This is a genomic window from Neorhizobium sp. PAMB6630 (assembly GCF_058242775.1).
The window spans coordinates 619,315-639,418 of the sequence record NZ_JBZAYV010000002.1 but is presented as its reverse complement, the minus strand read 5'-3'; the positions used below and the strand labels follow the sequence as shown (position 1 = coordinate 639,418).

General features: G+C 61.1%; 17 protein-coding genes. 13 read left to right on the top strand and 4 right to left on the bottom strand.

Annotated features, from left to right (window positions below):
• Window positions 1-978: a TRAP transporter substrate-binding protein gene (locus AC4CWF_RS21690; protein ID WP_491287542.1), complete on the bottom strand. Its 978-nt coding sequence runs from the start codon at window positions 976-978 to the stop codon at window positions 1-3.
• A 309-nt stretch (window positions 979-1,287) separates the two neighbouring features.
• On the opposite strand from AC4CWF_RS21690, the gene AC4CWF_RS21685 reads away from it, so the two are divergent.
• From AC4CWF_RS21685 to dhaL, 5 genes are all read left to right on the top strand, one after another.
• Complete coding sequence (locus tag AC4CWF_RS21685; RefSeq protein ID WP_491287541.1) at window positions 1,288-2,142, top strand: transketolase; 855 nt, start codon at window positions 1,288-1,290, stop codon at window positions 2,140-2,142.
• Between the two features lie 11 nt (window positions 2,143-2,153).
• On the top strand, window positions 2,154-3,200 hold the full coding sequence (locus tag AC4CWF_RS21680; protein ID WP_491287540.1) for a transketolase family protein: 1,047 nt from the start codon (window positions 2,154-2,156) through the stop codon (window positions 3,198-3,200).
• Window positions 3,201-3,276: 76 nt separating this feature from the next.
• Window positions 3,277-4,035 carry an SDR family NAD(P)-dependent oxidoreductase gene (locus tag AC4CWF_RS21675; protein ID WP_491287539.1) on the top strand — a complete coding sequence of 253 codons (759 nt, stop codon included), beginning with the start codon at window positions 3,277-3,279 and terminating at the stop codon, window positions 4,033-4,035.
• A 58-nt stretch (window positions 4,036-4,093) separates the two neighbouring features.
• Entirely contained in the window at window positions 4,094-4,915 is an 822-nt protein-coding gene (locus AC4CWF_RS21670; RefSeq protein WP_491287538.1) for a sugar phosphate isomerase/epimerase family protein, read from the top strand.
• 89 nt (window positions 4,916-5,004) lie between these two features.
• Entirely contained in the window at window positions 5,005-6,750 is a 1,746-nt protein-coding gene (gene dhaL, locus AC4CWF_RS21665) for a dihydroxyacetone kinase subunit DhaL (protein WP_491287537.1), read from the top strand.
• A 191-nt stretch (window positions 6,751-6,941) separates the two neighbouring features.
• On the opposite strand, the gene AC4CWF_RS21660 is transcribed toward dhaL, so the two are convergent.
• Together AC4CWF_RS21660 and mqo are read right to left on the bottom strand one after the other, a co-directional pair.
• Entirely contained in the window at window positions 6,942-8,201 is a 1,260-nt protein-coding gene (locus tag AC4CWF_RS21660; RefSeq protein ID WP_491287535.1) for an NAD(P)/FAD-dependent oxidoreductase, read from the bottom strand.
• A 244-nt stretch (window positions 8,202-8,445) separates the two neighbouring features.
• Complete coding sequence (gene mqo, locus AC4CWF_RS21655; protein ID WP_491287533.1) at window positions 8,446-10,158, bottom strand: malate dehydrogenase (quinone); 1,713 nt, start codon at window positions 10,156-10,158, stop codon at window positions 8,446-8,448.
• A gap of 350 nt (window positions 10,159-10,508) precedes the next feature.
• Here mqo and AC4CWF_RS21650 point away from each other — a divergent pair, with 350 nt between their 5' ends.
• Entirely contained in the window at window positions 10,509-11,186 is a 678-nt protein-coding gene (locus AC4CWF_RS21650) for a response regulator transcription factor (protein ID WP_491287531.1), read from the top strand.
• On the top strand, window positions 11,164-12,564 hold the full coding sequence (locus AC4CWF_RS21645; RefSeq protein WP_491287529.1) for a sensor histidine kinase: 1,401 nt from the start codon (window positions 11,164-11,166) through the stop codon (window positions 12,562-12,564). The genes AC4CWF_RS21650 and AC4CWF_RS21645 overlap by 23 nt, the downstream gene beginning before the upstream one ends.
• Before the next feature lie 123 nt (window positions 12,565-12,687).
• Here AC4CWF_RS21645 and AC4CWF_RS21640 read toward each other — a convergent pair whose 3' ends face one another.
• On the bottom strand, window positions 12,688-13,401 hold the full coding sequence (locus AC4CWF_RS21640; RefSeq protein WP_491287528.1) for a GntR family transcriptional regulator: 714 nt from the start codon (window positions 13,399-13,401) through the stop codon (window positions 12,688-12,690).
• A 224-nt stretch (window positions 13,402-13,625) separates the two neighbouring features.
• Here AC4CWF_RS21640 and AC4CWF_RS21635 point away from each other — a divergent pair, with 224 nt between their 5' ends.
• The 6 genes from AC4CWF_RS21635 to AC4CWF_RS21610 are packed head-to-tail and all read left to right on the top strand — an operon-like array spanning window position 13,626 to window position 19,966.
• Complete coding sequence (locus AC4CWF_RS21635) at window positions 13,626-15,206, top strand: ABC transporter substrate-binding protein (protein ID WP_491287527.1); 1,581 nt, start codon at window positions 13,626-13,628, stop codon at window positions 15,204-15,206.
• A gap of 4 nt (window positions 15,207-15,210) precedes the next feature.
• Window positions 15,211-16,221 (top strand): ABC transporter ATP-binding protein, encoded by a 1,011-nt coding sequence (locus tag AC4CWF_RS21630; RefSeq protein WP_491287525.1) that lies wholly within the window; start codon window positions 15,211-15,213, stop codon window positions 16,219-16,221.
• Window positions 16,218-17,234 carry an ABC transporter ATP-binding protein gene (locus AC4CWF_RS21625; RefSeq protein WP_491287523.1) on the top strand — a complete coding sequence of 339 codons (1,017 nt, stop codon included), beginning with the start codon at window positions 16,218-16,220 and terminating at the stop codon, window positions 17,232-17,234. The genes AC4CWF_RS21630 and AC4CWF_RS21625 overlap by 4 nt, the downstream gene beginning before the upstream one ends.
• Before the next feature lies 1 nt (window position 17,235).
• On the top strand, window positions 17,236-18,171 hold the full coding sequence (locus AC4CWF_RS21620) for an ABC transporter permease (RefSeq protein ID WP_491287521.1): 936 nt from the start codon (window positions 17,236-17,238) through the stop codon (window positions 18,169-18,171).
• A gap of 30 nt (window positions 18,172-18,201) precedes the next feature.
• A complete protein-coding gene (locus tag AC4CWF_RS21615) occupies window positions 18,202-19,101 on the top strand; it encodes an ABC transporter permease (RefSeq protein ID WP_491287520.1) in 900 nt (299 codons plus the stop codon).
• 46 nt (window positions 19,102-19,147) lie between these two features.
• Window positions 19,148-19,966, top strand: a complete 819-nt coding sequence (locus tag AC4CWF_RS21610) for a sugar phosphate isomerase/epimerase family protein (protein ID WP_491287519.1) — start codon at window positions 19,148-19,150, stop codon at window positions 19,964-19,966.
• Window positions 19,967-20,104: the final 138 nt, after the last annotated feature.

The window sequence follows — 20,104 nt, the reverse complement described above, 5'->3', positions numbered from 1 at the left end:
TCACTTGCCTGCGGCCTGCTTGGCAGCAGCCACGAGTTCATCGACCAAATCAGGGTATTTTTGACGCCACTTGTCGTAGACAGGCTGGGTTGCCGCGACGAAGGCTGCAGGATCGATATCGTTGAACTTGACGCCCGTCGCCTCGATCTCGCCGCGCAGCTTTTCGGTCTGGTCACGCACCATCTTGCGGTTCAGTTCGCCCGCTTGCCTGGCAGCATCGCGGATGATTTTCTGATCTTCCGCCGACAGGGTGTCGAAGACGATCTTCGAAGCGAGGAAAGGCGTCGCCTCGTATTTGTGGTTGGTCATCGAGATATACGGCTGAACTTCATGCAGCTTGGAGGAGAAGATGTTGATCAGCGGGTTCTCCTGGCCATCGACGACGCCCTGCTGCAGCGCGATGTAGAGTTCGGAAAAAGCCATGGGGGTCGGCGAGGCGCCGAGCGCGGCAAAAATGTCTACCGTCATCGGATCCGGCGGCGTGCGGATTTTCATGCCGGCAAGATCTGCCGGAACCCGGATCGGCTTCTTGGAATTGGACGTTTCGCGGATGCCGTTGTTCCACCAGGACAGGACCACAAGGCCCTGGGCATTGGCGGCGGCTGCAATCTTGTCACCGACCGGTCCATCCATGACGGCTTCCGCCTGCTTCAGATCCTGGAACAGGAAAGGAAGACCCAGAAGCGCAATTTCCGGCACGACGGCCGAGGTGGTGCCCTGCGAGTTGGCCGAAAAGGCGATGGTGCCCAGGCGCATGTTGGTGATGGTTTCGGCGTCATCGCCGAACTGGGCGCTGCCACCGACCGACACTTTCATGCGACCGCCGGACTTTTCAGCCACCAGTTCTGCAAATTTCTGCGACGCAACGTCCTTCGGGTTTCCGGCGGCCGCATTGTGCGACAGCTGGAATTCCTGCGCGCCAGCATGGCTTGCGCAAAGCGACAAGACGGTCGCTGCAATAATATGACGGATATTCATGTGTCTCCTCCCTGAGAACATATTTCATAGTCCGGTTTGCGAGGATCTTCTCCTGATACCTGCAGGCGCTGCCCGTCAGCGACATAGCCGAAACGGCTCCGAAACTTAAACCCTTCCAGCCTGGGCACAGCACATGGCAGGCGTCCTCCCCGCTCTCCCTGTCATGAGCCTGTATCATCTGCGCAACGGCGTCATCTAAGTTCTCCTTAACAACTCGTTCGTTTTTCTTAATTGCGGGCATAGGCAAGTTGAGTTCAGAAATTGCCATGGAGGCGCTCGTTTTTGCGTCGACGCTGTGAGGGAGGAAACATGACCAGCCAAATTCAGGCGACAGACCTGTCGAACATGAGCCTTGCGCGCCGTGCCTGGGAAATCCGTCGCAAGGCGGTGCGCATGGGTGAGGTTCAGGGACAGGGATATGTCGGCCAGGCGCTCGGCGTCGCCGATGTGCTCGCAGTCTCCTACTTCCATGCGCTGGAGTATCGACGCGAAGATCCGGAATGGGAGGGGCGTGACCGCTTTCTCCTGTCGATCGGCCATTACGCGATCGCTCTTTATGCCGCCTTGATCGAGGCCGGAATTCTGCCTGAGCAGGAACTGGAAACCTATGGAACGGATGACAGCCGGCTGCCGATGTCGGGTATGGCCGCTTATACGCCCGGCATGGAAATTACCGGCGGCTCGCTGGGGCAGGGCCTTGGCATTGGCGTCGGAATGGCGCTCGGCCTGAAGGCCAAGAAAAACAAAGCTTTCGTCTACAACCTGATGTCGGACGGCGAGCTGGGCGAGGGCTCCACCTGGGAAGCCGCCATGTCGGCTGCCCACCACAAGCTCGACAACCTCATCTGCATCATCGATTTCAATGATCAGCAGGCGGACGGCAAGTCCACCGAAATGCTGTGCGCCGAGCCGCTTGCAGACAAATGGACCGCCTTCGGTTGGCACACGCAACGCGTCGACGGCAATGACATGGACGCGCTGGTGGCCGCATTCGATGCTGCGCGCGCCCTCAAGGCCGCCAAGCCACGCGCTATCATCTGCAATACGCTGATGTGCAAGGGCATCCCGTTCCTGGAGGCGCGTGAGATGGCCCATTTCGTGCGGGTGGAGGCCGACGAGTGGCAAAAAGCACTCGCCGTCCTGGACGCGAACCGGCCGGAATGAGGGAGACAATCATGAACACGAAACAGAATTACGACCCGCACCGCAAGTGGGAACCGCGAACTGCGCCAAAGAGCGGCGAGGCCGTTCGCACCTCCGCCATGATCGCGTCGCTATCGGCGGAGGGATATGACGCCGTTTCCGCCCCGTTTGGCCATGCGCTGGTTGCCGAGGCCAGGCGCAATGACAGGATCGTTGGCCTCACGGCCGATCTGGCGAAATACACCGATCTTCATGTTTTTGCGGAGGCTTTTCCGGACCGTTTCTATCAGATGGGTATGGCCGAGCAGGTAATGATTTCAGCGGCCGCCGGACTGGCGCGCGAAGGTTTTATTCCGTTTGCCACCACCTATGCCGTCTTTGCATCGCGCCGGGCCTATGACTTTATTGCCATGGCGATTGCTGAGGAAAATCTGCCGGTGAAAATCGTCTGCGCCTTGCCGGGCCTGACAACCGGTTACGGCCCCAGCCATCAGGCGACCGAGGATCTGGCGATCTTCCGCGGCCTGCCCAACCTCACCATCATCGATCCCTGCGATGCCATCGATGTTGCGCAAGCTGTGCCTGCGATGGTGGCGCATGACGGCCCGGTCTACATGCGCCTGCTGCGTGGCAAGGTGCCATCGGTCATCCGCAAGCATTGCCCTGATTACACGTTCGAGATCGGCAAGGCGAAGCTGCTGCGCGATGGGGCCGACGCGCTGGTGATTTCCTCCGGCTTCATGACCATGCGGGCGCTGGATGCGGCCGTGGAGATGGAAAAGGACGGACTGTCGGTTGGCGTGTTGCATAGCCCGACGATCAAGCCGCTCGATACGGCGACAATCCTGTCGGAGGCGGGCAAAGGCGGCCGTCTCGTTGTCACGGCCGAAAACCACAGCCGCGTCGGTGGTCTCGGAGAGGCGGTTGCCACGACATTGCTGGTTAACGGGGTGACGCCGACGTTCCGCATGATCGGGCTGCCGGACCAGTTTCTGGATGCAGGGGCCTTGCCGAGCCTGCACGATCGCTACGGAATTTCGACCGCTGCGATGATCCGCCAGATCCGTGGCTGGCTCTGACACATTCAAAATCAAACGCATTTCCGTACCGGGCCCGCGTGTGGCGGTACGTTCTGACCAGAGGGAGAAGACATAAATGGGTATCGCTTTGCTTGAGGGCAAATTCGCAGTCATCACGGGTGCGGCGTCAAAACGTGGGTTGGGCAAGGCCACAGCCCGGTTGTTTGCCGAGCATGGGGCGACTGTCGCAATTCTCGATCTCGACGAGGCAGCAGCAAAGGCGGCCGCTGCCGATCTCGGCCCCCAGCATGTGGGCATGGCCTGCAACGTCACGGATCTGGAAGGCGCGCAGAAGGTTTTTAACGCGCTGATCGCGCAGTGGGGCCAGATCGACATTCTCGTCAACAATGCCGGCATCACCCAGCCGCTGAAAATCATGGATATTGGCCCGAACAATTACGATGCCGTCCTCGACGTCAATCTGCGCGGCACGCTCTACTGCAGCCAGGCGGTCATTCCGCACATGCGCGAGCGCATGCAGGGCAAGATCGTCAACATGTCCTCGGTATCGGCGCAGCGTGGCGGCGGCATCTTTGGTGGCCCGCATTACTCTGCGGCCAAGGCCGGCGTGCTCGGCCTTACCAAGGCAATGGCGCGAGAGCTGGCGCCTGCAAATATCCGCGTCAATGCCATTTGCCCAGGCTTCATTGCCACCGACATCACAGCGGGTCTTCTGACCCCGGACAAGCTTGAAGAAATCAAGGCGGGCATTCCCATGGGCCGACCGGGCACCGCAGACGATGTTGCCGGTTGCGCGCTCTTCCTCGCCTCCGATCTCTCTGCCTACGTGACGGGCTCCGAAGTCGATGTCAACGGCGGCTCGCTGATCCATTGATTGAGATGCTGGACCGGTTTTCCATGCCGGTCCAGCGCTCCGTTCTCGGGAGGAACGCATGAAAATCGGACTTGGAAGCTATGCCTTCCGCTGGTCAATCGGCATCAAGGATCAGCAGCCGGCAAAACCGATGACGGCCATGGACGTGCTGGAGATTGCGCATCGGCATGACCTTGCGCTCGTGCAATATGCCGACAATCTGCCGCTGGACACATTGACGGCTGAGGAGCATCTGGCGCTCAAGGCGCGTGCAGACAGTTACGGCATGGCGCTCGAACTGGGCACGCAGTCCTTCGATGCCGAGGAACTGGCGCGCTATATCCCGATCGGCGAGCGCATCGGGTCAAAGATTTTGCGCGTGGCACTCGATGCCGAAGATGCACTTATTCCCGTATCGGAGCTTGCAGCTCAAATCCGCGAACTTCTGCCGGACGGAAAAAAGGCCGGACTCCGCTTTGCCATCGAGAACCATTTCAATTATCCGTCGTCCCGCATGGTGGAACTGTTGGATACCGTCTCCGATGATGCGCTCGGCGTCTGCCTGGACGTCGCAAACTCCATCTGTGCCGGCGAATGGCCAATGACCACTGTCCGGATGCTGGCGCCCTATGCGATCAATCTGCATCTCAAGGACTACCAGATCACGCCGGATCCCTATGGCGTCGGCTTTCGCATCCACGGCACGCCACTGGGTGAGGGCAGGGCGGAGATCGACGAGATTCTCGCCTGCCTCTCGCATTGCCCGGCCGAGATGAGCTGCATTCTGGAGCACTGGCTGCCGCAGGCCCATGACATGGAGACAACGTGCCGCCTGGAGCATGAATGGTTGGGCCGCAGCGTCGCTGCCGCCAGGCGGCTTGTGCCGACGAGCGTTGCCTAGGCGGCAGCCCGTTTCAATTCGCCATCAATGTTTGTGCCTGTTGTCGCTGTGATGGCGATGCTGCGCGCCGAGAAGGATTGCTCAAAGCCATGAGTATCAGGACCAAGAAACTCATCAATGCCGCCGAAAACATCATTCCCGAGTTTATCGAGGGGCTGGTCGGTGCCTATCCCGATATCCTGTGCCTTGAGGGCGAAACCGGTCGTGCCGTTGTTGCGCGTCACGGCCCCCGAGACGGCAAGGTCGGTATTGTCATCGGCGGCGGTTCCGGCCACGAGCCTGCATTCGCCGGATATGTCGGACAAGGTCTGGCGGATGCCGCAGCAGTCGGCAATGTTTTTGCGTCCCCGTCACCGCAACAGATTATTGATGCTGGGCGTGCGGCCGACGGCGGTGCAGGCGTCGTGTTCCTCTACGGCAACTATACCGGCGACGTTCTCAACTTCACGATGGCCGCCGAAGAGCTGGAGCAAGAAGGCACGCCGGTTCGCCAGATTGCCGTCAGCGATGATGTCGCATCCGCGCCCTTGTCACGTCGCGGTGAGCGCCGGGGTGTCGCCGGCGATTTCTTCGTCTTCAAATGTGCTGGCGCCGCAGCCGATCTCGGCGAGCCGCTTGAACGGGTCGCGGAACTCGCGCGTCTTGCCAATGACCGGTGCCGCTCGATGGGTGTGGCGCTGGGAGCCTGCTCCTTGCCCCAGACCGGCACGCCAAACTTCGAGATCGGTGCAGAAGACATGGAAATCGGAATGGGAATTCACGGCGAGCCGGGCATGCGCCGTGAACGGTTAGCACCTGCCGATGACGTGACAGATGTGCTGATGGAGCCAATCCTGCAGGAACTGGAGTTGCGAGAGGCAGACCGTGTTGCGGTACTGGTCAACGGGCTTGGAGCGACAACGCAGCTGGAACTGTTCCTGATCTTCCGGCGCGTCAAGCAGATCCTTGATGCCAAGGGCATCAACATTCATGCCAATTGGGTCGGTGAATATGCCACATCGTTGGAAATGGCCGGTGCATCGGTGACGCTGCTCAAGCTCGACGATCAACTGACGCGTTTGCTGGATCATCCCTGCCGGACGCTGGCGCTGACCGTTGGTCTTCCCGCGGCGGCGCGATCCGGTGGGCATCGAACCGCACGAGCGGTGCGGGCGGTAGAGGATGTTGCCGCCATTGATCGTGCTGGCCTTGAGGCTGGCGGCCGTGTGACGCCGGGTGTCTTTCTTGAGATGATGCGGTCGGTCGCAGTTGTCATTCATGAAGAGAAGGATTGGCTCTCAAAGCTTGACGGGGTCATCGGAGACGGCGATCACGGCATCACCATGGACATCGGCTGGACGGCGGTTGGCCAGGTGCTCGACCGTCAACCACCTGATGCGCTCATCGCGCAAATCTGCGAAGAAAGTGCGCAGGCCTTTCTCACGGCCGTCGGGGCGTCGTCGGGGCCGCTTTATGCCAGCGCCTTCCGGCGCGCCGCCGCAGCCGTTGCGAACCGGCTAAATCTTGACGGCCATGCCATGGCAGCCTGGATCAAGGGCATGAACGACGGCATTTTGGTGCGGGGTGGTGCGCAAGCGGGTGACAAGACCATGATCGACGCTTGGATGCCCGCCGCGGAAGCCGCTCTGCGTGCTGCAGAAGAGGGTGCGGACGAACTGACAGTGCTGCAGGCGGCCTGCGATGCGGCCAAAGCTGGTATGGACTACACCGCCGAGATCGAAAGCCGGCGCGGCCGCTCCGCCAAGCTCGGGAAGCGTTCGGTCGGTCACGTCGATCCGGGGGCGGCATCTGCTTATCTGACGTTGCGCGCCATGGCCGGGGCATTGAGCAAATAACCAGCAATCAGCCGTGATCAACATCAGTCATGTCCGCCTGACCTGTTGTCAGACGGACGCTGGCTGGCATCAACGGCCGATCACATGCCGTCCCGGTCGCGGGTGCTTCTTGCATTCGCCATCGATGGGCGCCACCCGTTACGGCAACGGCCCGAGGAACGTCGTCGCCGCGGTTAAAAAATTTGGCACGGCTATTCCCGGAGCGTTTCCTTCTGCGTGATGAGGCGCGCGCTGTGCTGGCCGCTGAGGTAGATCCACAACCAGCTCCAGGCCACGGCAAGTCTTGAGCGGGTGCCGATGAGAAAATAGATATGCGCAAGGCCCCATATCCACCAGGCAATGCTCCCGGTCAGTTTGACCTTGCCGAAATCCACAATGGCTGCGCGCTGGCCAATCGTGGCAAGGCTGCCCTGATGCCGATAACGAAAAGGCTGTGGCGCGGGCGCGCCCTTCAGCCTTGCCTTGATGACCTTCGCGACATAGGCCCCTTGCTGCTTGGCAGCGGGTGCAATGCCGGGAACGGCGGCGCCATTGTCTTGCGACACCGAGGCCGTATCACCGATGACGAAGACATCCGCCAAATCCGGTGCGGTCAGATCCTTGGCTACGATGGCACGGCCGGCGCGGTCGGCGGGAATGGAGAGCCACTGCGCCGCAGCGGAGGCCTGCACGCCAGCCGCCCAGACGATCGTTCGGCAGGCAATAAATTCATCTCCGACCTGCACGCCTTCGCTGGAGCACTGGGTAACCGGTTTTCCAACCAGGACACTGACGCCGAGATTTTCCAGCACCCCTTGCGCATAGGCCGACAAATCCGGTGAGAAGCCTGCCAGGACACGCGGACCCGCTTCAACCAGCATCACCTTGGTTTTGCGTGTGTCGATCGACCGGAACTCGCTGGGCAGTGTCTTGTGTGCGAGTTCGGCGATAATGCCGGCCAGTTCAACGCCGGTCGGGCCGGCACCAACGATGGTGAAGGTGAGCAGTGCCTCCCGCAGGGCAGGATCTGTCGTGGTTTCGGCACGTTCGAAGGCCAGAAGCAGACGTCGGCGGATGGTTGTCGCATCCTCCAGCGTCTTGAGGCCTGGTGCCACGGGTTCCCATTCATCTCGACCGAAATAGGCATGTGTTGCCCCGGTCGCGAGAACGAGCGTGTCATACGCCACCTGCGAACCGTCACGAAGCGTCACCGATTTGCCGGCGGTATCGACGCTGTTGACCTCGCCGAGCAAGGTCGAAACCTCTGGACGATCATTATAAAGATGGCGAATGGGCCAGGCGATTTCCGAGGTGGAAAGAATAGTGGTCGCGACCTGATACAGCAGAGGCTGGAAAAGATGATGGTTGCGCCGATCGATCAGCGTAATGCGCGCACCGCTTCCTTTCAGATCGTTTACGAGCTGCAGCCCACCAAAGCCGCCGCCAACAACAACAACGTGATGTTCACCCATAACCGACCCTTCCGTTTTCTTTCAAGGGCAGCCCACCTTGTCTAAGCTGCCCTCTTTCCATCGTATGCACAGCATCAGCCGATGAACAGTGCCGATGATGGACGCAACGGAAAGCAAGTGACAGGTCGATGTCCTCAACCCGCTGTACCGCCGCAAAGGGCTGGCTTGCGCTGAAAACAACCCATTCTGCCCACCACCGGCCTGGCTTTGTCCACAGGCCCGGCAGACGCCAGCTGCCTTGCGCCTACAGTGCAATATCCGGCAATTGCTTGAGTTCGCCGCCCGGTGCGACGACGCCCGGCTTTGTGTTCACGGTGGCATTGATGGCGGGCGGTGCGATGGAAAGTTCAAGGCGCTCGCCGGTGGCGGCCCATTCCCTTGCCAGCAAATCCGGGTTTTCATTGAGATTGATGCCGTAGGTCGGCACCATGGCGCGGACCTTTTCCTGCCATGCGGGGGTTGCGAGCTTTTCGGCAAAGACCTTCTTGAGCAGATCAAGCATGATGGGGGCAGCGGTCGATGCACCCGGCGAGGCACCCAGCAATGCTGCAATGCTGCCGTCCTTGGAGGCAACGATTTCCGTTCCAAGCTTCAGAACGCCGCCTTTTTCAGGGTCGCGCTTGATGATCTGAACGCGCTGCCCAGCCTGCCAATAGCGCCAATCCTCAGCCTTGGCATCGGGGAAATATTCGCGCAGGCTCGTCAGGCGGTCTTCATCCGACAAGAGAAGCTGACCGGCCAGATATTCCACCAGATCGAATTCGTCATAACCAACCTTGAGCATCGGCCACAGGTTTTCAAGCGTGATGGTCGCCGGCAGATCGAAGAGCGAGCCCTCCTTCAGGAACTTGGTCGAGAAGGTCGCAAACGGCCCGAACAGGATATGGCGTTTTCCGTCAAATACGCGGGTATCCAGATGCGGGACGGACATCGGGGGAGCGCCGGTCGATGCCTGCCCATAGGCCTTGGCGAGATGGCGGTTTGCAATGTCCGGCTTGTCGCAGACGAGGAAGGAGCCGCCGACGGGGAAGCCCGCATAGGCGTCGCCTTCCGGGATGCCCGACATCTGGAGCAGATGCAGGGCGCCGCCACCTGCGCCGATGAAGACGAATTTGGCTCTCAGCGTATGTGAGGTGCCGTCCTTATGGTTGGCGTAGCTTACGCTCCAGGTGCCATCGCCATTTTTCTGGATGTCCTGCACCTGGCTCGACGTGTGCAAGCCGAACGTCGGGTGATTGGTCAGATGGGTGATATACTGGCGTGTCACTTCACCCCAGTCGCAATCCGTGCCGAGCGGGCTCCAGGTGGCGGCCAGCTTCTGCGCCGGGTCTCGGCCCTCCATCATCAACGGCACCCATTCAGCGATTTTGCCGTGATCGGTTGAGAACTGCATGCCGGAGAACAGCGGGCTCGCCTTCAGCGCCGTATGCCGCTTGGCCAGAAACTCCGTGTTCGCATCGCCCCAGACAAAGCTCATATGCGGCGTCGAATTGATGAAGGAACGCGGGTTCTTCAGAACGCCGAGATCCACCTGATGCGCCATGAACTGACGGGTGATCTGGAACGCCGAATTGATCTCCAGCGCCTTTTCGATGTGGACATTGCCTTTATTATCCATCGGCGAATAGTTCAGCTCCGCCAGTGCGGAATGGCCCGTGCCGGCATTGTTCCAGCCGTTCGAGCTTTCCATGGCAACCTCGTCCAGCCGCTCGATCATCTCGATCGTCCAGCCCGGTTCCAGCTGGCTGAGAACCACGCCCAGCGTCGCGGACATGATGCCGCCGCCGATAAGCACGACATCGACGGACTTGTCCGTGGATTGCGCAAAGCCCGGCAGGGATGAGGCACCCAGCGCCACAGCGCCCGTCGCGGCTGACCCGAGAAGCTGTCTTCGATTGAGGAGCGGCCCTCTTGTTTCCGTGACCGACGGCGAAATGATTTTGGGAGTATGGGGCATCTTGCACCTTGAAATTGGTTTGAGGGCAACCGGCATGGCCGTTGATCGTCGCCCCAAGAGTGACAAGTCATCGCGCGACGTCCTGCCGCGCTCTTTGGTGCGGTTTGCCGGACGGAGATGACAAATGCCATTAAATAGAAATTTAAGAAGGCCGAGCGGCGTGGCGTTGTTTCGACCCCGCCCGCCGCAAGGCGCTATGAAAGAATATTTAATTGCCGCACGCCGCAAAACGGCTCAAATGGCGCTTGATCCACTGCGATCGGGCGAAGGGCTGGGCAAAGCTCCGCTCTCATCTTGCGGCTGACAAGGGTCTGCGGCCTTGCCGATGGGCGATGCATCAAGGAACAGACATGACCAAGGTTATTCTTATCGAAGATGATAAGGACACCGCACAGGATATATGTGCCGAACTGAAAGACTATGGTTATGCCGTGGACTGGCACGCCGATGGTGCTGAGGGCCTCGAGCAGGCAAGGGTCGCTGGCGCAGATATTCTGATCGTTGACCGGATGCTTCCGGGCATGGACGGCCTGACGGTGATCGATACATTGCGCCGTGAACAGGTGCGCACGCCTGTTCTGGTGATCAGTGCTCTCAGCGCGGTCAATGATCGCGTCCGGGGCCTGCGGGCGGGTGGTGATGATTACCTGACGAAACCCTTTGCCATTCTGGAACTGGTGGCCCGCGTGGAAGCGCTTCTGCGTCGGCCAGCCGATATTTCAGTCAAAGTGCTGCGCGTCGGTCCGCTGGAACTCGATCTCCTCGAGCGTAACGCCCGCCGCGGTGAACGACTGATCGAACTTCTTCCACGGGAATTTCGCCTGCTTGAATATATGATGCGGCACTGCGAGCAGTTGCTGACACGCGGCATGCTGTTCGAGGAGGTGTGGAAATACAAGTTCGTGCCCGACTCTAATCTGGTCGATGTCCACATGGGCCGGCTTCGTCGCAAGATCGACGCCGCCGGAGACCCGCCGATGATTTCGAATGTTCGGGGAGAGGGTTTTGTACTTCGCGCGCCCGATTGAGTGGGTCCGGCAATCCGCCTTCCGTTATGTGGTCGTTCTCTTGACCGCGATTACGGTGACCATCGGCTTGAGCTTCGGTTTTGCCTATTTTCAGACCAGCGGCAACGAGTTGATCAAGCAGATCGACGATCTGGTGTTGCAGGAGGCCGCTGTCATTTCGGAGGGCGCTGGTCTTGGCCAGATGAACGCCTATGAGGAAAGAGTTCGGCAGGATCCGCGCCGTGTCAAACCAACGGCGATTTTTTCCACCGATGGCCATCGCCTATCCGGCAATGTCGACAAGCTTCCCCCCGGCATGGAGATCGGCGCGCCGCCGCAGCGGGTTTCGATCATCCGCACGGATCAGGTGCCAAGGCATGTGCAAAACGCGCGCGCCGTTGTACGCCTGCTGCCAGACGGTAATATTCTGTTCGTCGGCTGGAGCACCGCCGACAATGAACAGGCAGCCTCCATGGTTCAGAGAGGATTGCTGTTCGGGCTGATCCCGGCACTGGCGCTTGGGCTTGCCGCGTCACTGTTTTTTGGCCTCAATGCCCACAAGCGCGTGACGGAGATGCAGAGGAGGATTTCCCAGATCGTCGCAGGCGATTTGAAGCAGCGGCTTCCCTATCGCAATGCCCAGGACCCCATCGATAATCTGGCCCAGATCGTCAACGGCATGTTGGATGAAATGCAGACATTCATCGAGGATCTGGCAGCCGTGGGGGATGACATTGCCCATGATCTGCGCACCCCGCTGGCCCGGGTCAGGATCGGCCTTGAGCGCGCCCGGCGTAATGCGACCACGCTTGAGGCTTTGCAGGGTGCGGCAGATCGCGCCATTTCCGAGCTCGACCATGCGATTTCCATCGTCACCGCCATTTTGCGTGTGCGCGAAATCGAGCAGACACGTCGGCTCCAGGCCTTTGATGAGGTGGAGCTTGCGGAACTGGTTTGCGAGGTGGGTGACCTTTACGAACCCATCGCCGAGGAAAAGCAGCTTAAGTTCACCGTTCAGGCCAACGAAAAACGTGTTGTTCACGGTGATCGCGACCTGATTTTCGAGGCCATTGCCAACCTTGTAGACAATGCCGTCAAGTTCACGCCGGAGTGCGGCAGCATCGATGTTTGCCTCACGGTCAGCCCCGATGGCGCCGCATTGCGCGTCAGCGATACCGGGCCGGGTGTTGCTGAATCCGAAAGAAGCCTTCTCGTGCAGCGCTTTTACCGCGCCGACACAAGCCGCCATACCAAAGGCCTCGGGCTTGGCCTGACACTGGTGGCAGCCATTACCAAACTGCACGGCTTTCGCTTTGACGTGTTGCCAACCCAAGGATTTACCGCCGAAATCGCATTTCCACCGAGCACCCTCATCCAGGGCGATGACCGCACGATCTGACACGGCACGTAGCCCGCAGGCCTCGGCCATTATGGAGCCGGATGAATGCCTGCAGCGGCCACCGGATGTGAAAGTGGATGTGACACATCCGGTTCGCGGATACCGATCGACGCACCAGGCCGATTATCTGTCCCCCTCGCTTCGAAACGAAAGCCGGATGAGCTGGCTGTTCATTGCCGCCTTCTGGCATTCGAGCAGCAATCCGTTGTCTATCCGGCCTGTGGAATGGACCAGCAGCACGGGGGCGTTTGCAGGGCAGCGCAGCAGGCCCGCCTCCCGCTCCGTTGGCAGTCGGGCAGCAACGGTCGTCGAGACGCGGCGCAATTGTCCAAGGCCTTCGCTGAGAGCGATCTGCGTCAGCGAATTCGTCTCTTTCAGCTTTCCGTCCAGGTTCTCCACCAGATCGGCGCGAATGTGGCGCACGGTCAGGATGAAGGGAACTTCGTCCCCGAGAATGAGGGCGGTGACGCGCAAGAGCGGGTGGCCGATTTCGACCGAAAGGATATGGGCGATGTCCGCTTCAGCTGGAACCTCCAGGCTCTCCACGGTCGTCATTGCCGAGCGCACGCCCTGCCGATCCAGCACATCGCGAAAGCGCGACGTTGCATCCACCTCGTAGGTCAGTCCTGTCTGCATGACAAACGAGCCACGGCCGTTGACGCTGCGGATCAGGCCTTCCTGCGACAGGGCCAGATAAGCGCGCCGGACTGTGTTACGGCTGACACCATGCTGCTCCGACAGATCGAACTCGGGCGGAACCTGGCTGCCCGGCAAAAGCTCTCCCACCAGAATGGCCTTTTTGACCGCCTGATAAACTCTGAACCATTGTGGCTCCATCCATTACCCCTCAAATCTCATAGCTGTACCTACAGCTGTCATTCGCAGTTCACAATGAACCCGTAATTTATTTTCAACACGGCGGTCGGTTCTCACGGAATGTCCGGCCGGGCAGTGCACATCATCGCAACTTTTACCGTCGACGCACGAACGCGCTGGAGGCAGGCAAGCCTGTATCCGGCCGGCGTGATCCCTTTGCTTGCCACTTTCAGAAGGTAAAGACCATGATCGCAATCACCCGCCGCAGTCTTCTGTCCATGTCGGCCGCTACGACGGCCGCTTTCGCCCTGCCGCGCCTGGCATCGGCGCAATCCGGCGAGCGCCCCGCCGTCACCGTTGCCGTGCAGCGGATCTCCAATTCGAACACGCTGGAAATGCTGACGGAACAGTCGAATGTCGGCGCCCGCATCTATACAAGTTATGCCGAGACGCTGCTTGGCAATGACTGGATCGGCGACATGTCGCTGCAGCCGCAACTGGCGACGTCCTGGAAGCGTCTCGATGATCTGACGGTCGAGGTGGATCTGCGCGAAGGCGTGAAGTTCCACAATGGCGACGTGATGACTGCCGAAGATGTGGCCTTCTCCTACGGCCCCGACCGGATGTGGGGCGGCGCAACGGTCGAGGTTCCCGACAACGTCAAGGCCGTGGCGCGTCAGGCACTCCCCGCCTTTGAACGGATCGAGGTGCTGGGCCCGCACAAGATCCGGCTGCACAATGCCTCCATCGACCCGGTTCTGGAAGGCCGCCTGTCTGCCTCGATCGGCATGATCGTCAACAAGCGTGCCTTTCTCGAAGCCAAGAGCTGGATGGACTGGGCGCGGCTGCCTGTGACCACAGGTCCCTATTCGGTGGCCGAATACAAGCCGGATTCGGTCCTGACGCTCGCCGCCTTCGACGATCATTGGGAGGGGCGCCCGCCGCTTCGCCAGATCCGTTTCGTGGAAACACCGGAAACGGCCTCGCGCATCAATCTGCTGCGCTCCGGCGGCGCCGATTTCGCCTGCGACATTCCCCCGGACCAGATTGCCACCGTCGAGGCGGACAAGCGCTTCAAGGTCGTCGGCGGGCCGATCAACAACACGCGTTATACGGTGTTCAACAAGTCACACCCGGTGCTTGCCAATCCGCTCGTCCGTCAGGCGCTCACCCACGCGGTGGATCGCAACCTGATCGTGGAAGCCTTGTGGAGCGGGCGCACCGAAGTGCCGCGCGGCCTGCAATGGGAATTTTATGGTGACTTCTACATCGCCGACCATGAAAACCCGGCCTACGATCCGGATAAAGCCCGCGCCCTTCTGCGCAAGGCCGGCTACAATGGCGAGCCGATCCCCTACCGCGTCCTCAACGACTACTATACCGCCCAGACGGCGACTGCCCAGATCAACACCGAGAACTGGCGCTCTGTCGGCCTCAACATCAAGATGCAGATGGTGGAAAACTGGGGCCAGATCCAGGAAGGCGGCCCGGAGACGCGCGGCATCCACGACTGGTCGGCGGCAGCTTCCCTGCCGGATCCTTACGTTCAGATGTCCGGTTCCTGGGGCCCTCTTGGCACACCCTGGAAGACCAACCAGTGGCGCAACGAGGAATTCGGCGGGCTTTCCAATGAACTCGGAACCAGCACCGACCGCACCCGCCGGATCGCCGTATGGCGCCGCATGCTGCAGATCATCGAAATCGAAGACCCTGCCTATGTGGTGCTGCACCGCAACGCCTCCTTCACGGCAAAGCGGGCCGACATCCAGTGGGCGCCGGCAAAATCCTTCGTGATGGATTTTCGCCGTCACAACTGGAGCGCCTGAGGCCATGGCCTTCGTCGAGATCCAAAACCTTTCGGTCGCATTCGGCGGTGCCGCGGCCTTGCGGGGCATCAATCTGTCGGTCGAGCGGGGGGAAGCGGTCGGGCTGGTGGGGGAGTCCGGTTGCGGCAAATCCATCACCTGGCTTGCAGCGCTTGGCCTGTTGCCCGCCTCGGCTAAGGTTCGTGGTTCGGTTCTGCTCGATGGAACCGAAATCCTCGGAGCGCCGAAAGCGCGGCTTGAACCGGTTCGTGGCGGACGTATCGCCATGATTTTCCAGGATCCCGCCGCAAGCCTCAATCCGGTCCATCGTATCGGGCGCCAGATCGGCGAGGCACTCGGCCTGCATCGCGGCATGACGGGGGATCGGGCAAAGGCCGAAGTCATCCGGCTCATGGACCAGGTCGGCATTCCCGATGCGAAGAACCGCATCAACGCCTATCCGCACGAATTGTCCGGAGGACAGAACCAGCGTGTGATGATTGCCATGGCGCTGGCCGGCGAACCGGAACTGCTGGTGGCGGACGAGCCGACAACGGCACTTGACGTCACCATCCAGGCGCAGATCCTCGATCTCGTCACCACCTTGCGGCGCGACACCGGCATGGCGCTGGTGCTGATCTCTCATGATCTCGGCGTCGTCTCCGACACCTGTTCGCGCATTGCCGTCATGTATGCCGGCCGTATCGTCGAGGAGGCGCCGAGCGAACAGATCTTTGCCAATCCCAACCACCCCTATACGCAGGGGCTTTTGGGAGCGCTTCCGCCGCTTGCCGGTCAGCGCCATCGGCTGGTTGCCATTCCGGGCAGCGTGCCGGAACCCGCGCACATGCCCAAGGGCTGTGCTTTTGCGCCGCGCTGCACGTCGGCAAGCAGCCTGTGTCTGGAGGTTGATCCCGCCGCCCTGCCTCTGGCGCCCGACCATAGTGCTGCCTGTCTCAATGCGCAGCCATACCCGTCGCTCGACCGTCCGACCCATGACCGCGCCACGCCGACGCGGGAAAGGGCCACGTTATGACCTCGACGTCTCCAAACCTGCTGGTTGCCCGCGATCTCGTGCGCAATTACGGCATGCGGCGCGGGCTCATGGGCCGCATATCCACGGTTCGGGCTGTCGACGGTGTCTCGCTGCATGTGGCACGCGGCGAAACGCTGGGCCTTGTCGGCGAGTCCGGATGCGGAAAATCGACCACGGCGCGCCTGGTGCTCGGCATAGAAACCGCCGATGAGGGCCGCGTGGAGTTTGACGGTCAGCTGATGCCGGTCTCCGGGACATCGGCCTGGGCAGCGTCTCGCCGGCGCATGCAGATGGTCTACCAGGACCCGCTTTCCGCTCTCGACAGGCGCCTGCCGGTTGGCGAGCAGATTGCCGAGCCGCTCGATATTCACCGGATCGGCACTGCCGAAAGCCGCCGCGAACGGGTCGCCGCCATGATGGCGGAGGTCGGCCTGCAACCGCATCATGCGGCCCGCAGCCCACACTCCTTGTCAGGCGGCCAGCGCCAGCGCGCCGTGATTGCGCGTGCGCTGGTGACCCGGCCGGATCTTCTCGTCTGCGACGAGCCGATCAGTGCGCTCGATGTCTCGATCCAGGCGCTGGTGCTCAACCTGCTGATGGACCTGCAGGAGCGGTTGGGCATGGGCATGCTGTTCGTCAGCCATGACCTGAGGGCCGTGCGGCAGATCAGCCATCGCGTTGCCGTGATGTATCTCGGGCGCATCGTCGAGGAAGGTGATCCGGATGCGGTGCTGCAGGATGCCGCCCACCCCTATACGCAGGCGTTGGTCTCGGCCATTCCCCATCCCGGCAAGACGTCCAGCCGGATCATTCTTCAGGGGGATCCGCCCAGTCCCGCCAATCGACCATCGGGTTGCGCTTTTCATCCCCGCTGTCCGGTTGCCAGTGCGCAGTGCCGGGTTGAAGCACCGCAGCTGAAACCGCGCCGCAGTGATGGCCGGCGCGTTGCCTGCCATGTGGCGCACGGCGAAGCACCGGCCAACCGCGTCACCGCGCCGCTGGAGACCTGCTGATATGCTGCATTATTTTCTGTCGCGGCTGCTGCGGGCAGCCGTCAGCATCGTCATGGTGGTCACCTTCGTTTTCGTCGTGCTGCGTATGTCGGGAGATCCGGCCGTGGTGATCATGGGCGCCGATGCGCCGCCGGAGGCGATCGATGCATTTCGGCGCGCCTGGGGTCTCGATCAGCCGCTGTGGGTTCAGTATTTTGCCTTCTTCGAGGCGATTTTCAGCGGTGAACTTGGCCGTTCCATGCGCGATGGCCGTGATGTGCTGTCTGTCGTCCTGGAGCGGGTTCCCTCCACACTGGCGCTGACCCTGCCGGCGTTTGTGGTGAATATTGCAGTCGGTGTTCCGGCCGGCGTCTATGCAGCGCTTCACCGCAATTCGCTGATTGATCGTTGCGTCATGGTGATGGCGGTCACCGGCTTTGCCGTTCCCTCCTTCATCCTCGCCATGCTGCTGGTGCTGATTTTTTCCGTCAATCTCGGCTGGCTGCCCTCTGCCGGTCAGGATAGCTGGCTGCATGCCGTCCTGCCGATTACAACGATGGGGTTTGGTGGCGCGGCACTTCTTGCCCGCTTTACCCGCAGTGCCATGCTGGAAGTGCTGGGCCAGTCCTATATCCGAACGGCAAGCGCCAAAGGCCTGCCCTGGTCCATGGTGGTCTGGCGTCACGCGCTGCAGAATGCCGCGATTCCCACCATCACCATTATCGGCTTCATGCTGGGCGGCCTGGTTGCCGGCGCCGTGGTGGTGGAAAGCGTCTTTTCCTGGCCCGGCGTCGGGCGGCTTCTGGTCGTCTCCGTTGCCAACCGGGATCTTGCCGTCGTGCAGGCCATCGTGCTCATGATCGCCATGACCATGGTTGCGGCAAACATGGTCGTGGATGTCCTCTATGGCCTGGTCGATCCCAGAATGCATGGGCAGACGCGTCAGGCGCGGCGCTGACCGGCGTCCCTTATCTCCAGGAGAAACGACATGGTCGACACCCCCACCACCCGCACCGAAACCGGCGGTCTGCGCTCCTTGCGGTTGGCGACGCTGCTTGGCGGACTTTCGCGCCTGCCGGTCTCGATTTCGATTGCCGTGCTCTGGCTTGTCCTGATGCTGGCGATTGCGGTTTCAGCGGATGTCATTTCGCCCTACCGCTTCACGCAGATGGACCTGCACAACCGCCTGAGCCTTCCCGTCTTCATGGGCGGCAGCTGGAGCCATCCGCTGGGAACCGATGAACTGGGCCGTGACGTGCTGTCGCGACTGATCACTTCGATCCGCATGAGCCTGCTGATTGCCTTTGGCGCCACGATCATCGGCGCTGCGGTGGGCGTCACGCTCGGCTTCGTGGCGGCTCACTTTCGCGGACTGGTTGAGCAGGCGGTTCTGGCGCTGGTGGATTTTTCCGCCGCCATTCCCTTTCTCGTTCTGGCACTTGCGATCCTTGCCTTCTTCGGCAATTCCCTCGTCCTGTTCGTCTGCCTGCTCGGGTTCCATGCCTGGGAGCGGTATGCGCGCATTGCGCGCGGCCTTGCCATCAGCGGCCGGATGCATGGTTATGCCGCTGCCGTCCACCAATTGGGGGCCTCGCCGCTGCGGCTCTACGGGCGCCACATCCTGCCCAATATCGCCTCGACGCTGATCGTTTCGATGACGCTTGCCTTTCCGGAAATCATCCTTCTCGAAAGCGGCCTTTCCTTCCTGGGGCTTGGCATCCAGCCGCCGGATACCTCGCTTGGCAACATGGTCGGCTTCGGGCGCGAATATCTGTCGTCGGCCCCCTGGATCATGCTCGCGCCCGCCTTTGTCATCACCGTGACGGCGCTTTGCGTCTCGCTCCTGGGCGACTGGCTGCGCGACAAGCTTGATCCGACCCTTTCCTGACTTCCCAACCCTCGAGCGCTGTGCTCGACAATAAAAGGACGAGACCATGTCTGAACTGCCCATCCTTGGCGCTGCCATGACGTTGAAGGACGTCGAACTGAACCGGGACTGGCTTCTGGAGAAGCCGCGCGATCTCGAACTGCAGGATTTCGTCCCGGCCGAGGTGCTCTGCGGCGACTGGCAGCCGCTGGTCGAGCGGGCGAGGCAGCTTCTCGACGGCCATCAGGGGCGGCTCGGCATGCATGGCCCCTTCATGGGCCTGAACGTCGCTTCTGCCGATCCGGATGTGCGGGCAATCGTGGCGCGCCGCATGGACCAGGCGCTCGACGTCGCAGCCGCCCTCGACATCACCCAGATCGTCATCCACAGCCCCTATACCACCTGGATGCACAACAACCTCGACAACTGGCCCGAGCAGCGCCAGCGCGTGTTCGACATGACCCACCAGACACTCGATGCCGCCGTAAAGCGCGCCGAGGATCAGGGATGTGTTTTTGTCCTGGAAAACATCGAGGACAAGGATCCGGGCGAACGCCGTCGTCTGGTGGAAGACTTCAACTCGCCGGCCTTTGCGCTCTCCATCGATACCGGTCATGCAGCCTATGCCGCCGGTTCCACCGGTGCGCCGCCGGTCGATTATTTTGCCCATGACGCCGGCAACCTGCTGCAGCACGTGCATCTGCAGGATGCCGATGGTTATGCGGATCGTCACTGGCCGGTTGGCCACGGCAACATCAACTGGCGTGCTTTCTTCGCCCGCCTTGCCGGCATCACGTCCAACCCGCGCCTGATCATCGAGATCCGCGACAAGAGCCAGATCCAGGCTTCCGCCGCATATCTTCAGATGCTGGGCCTTGCCCAATAGGTGATGCGTTGAAATGGGCGAAGACCGGCCGGTGGCCGATCTTCGCCCTTTGGGCTCGATATGCCATTGTCGATTGGCTTTGGCGTTACAGTTGACCATTTCGGTTCGTGGTCGATGGTGGAAACCGATTGCGCAATG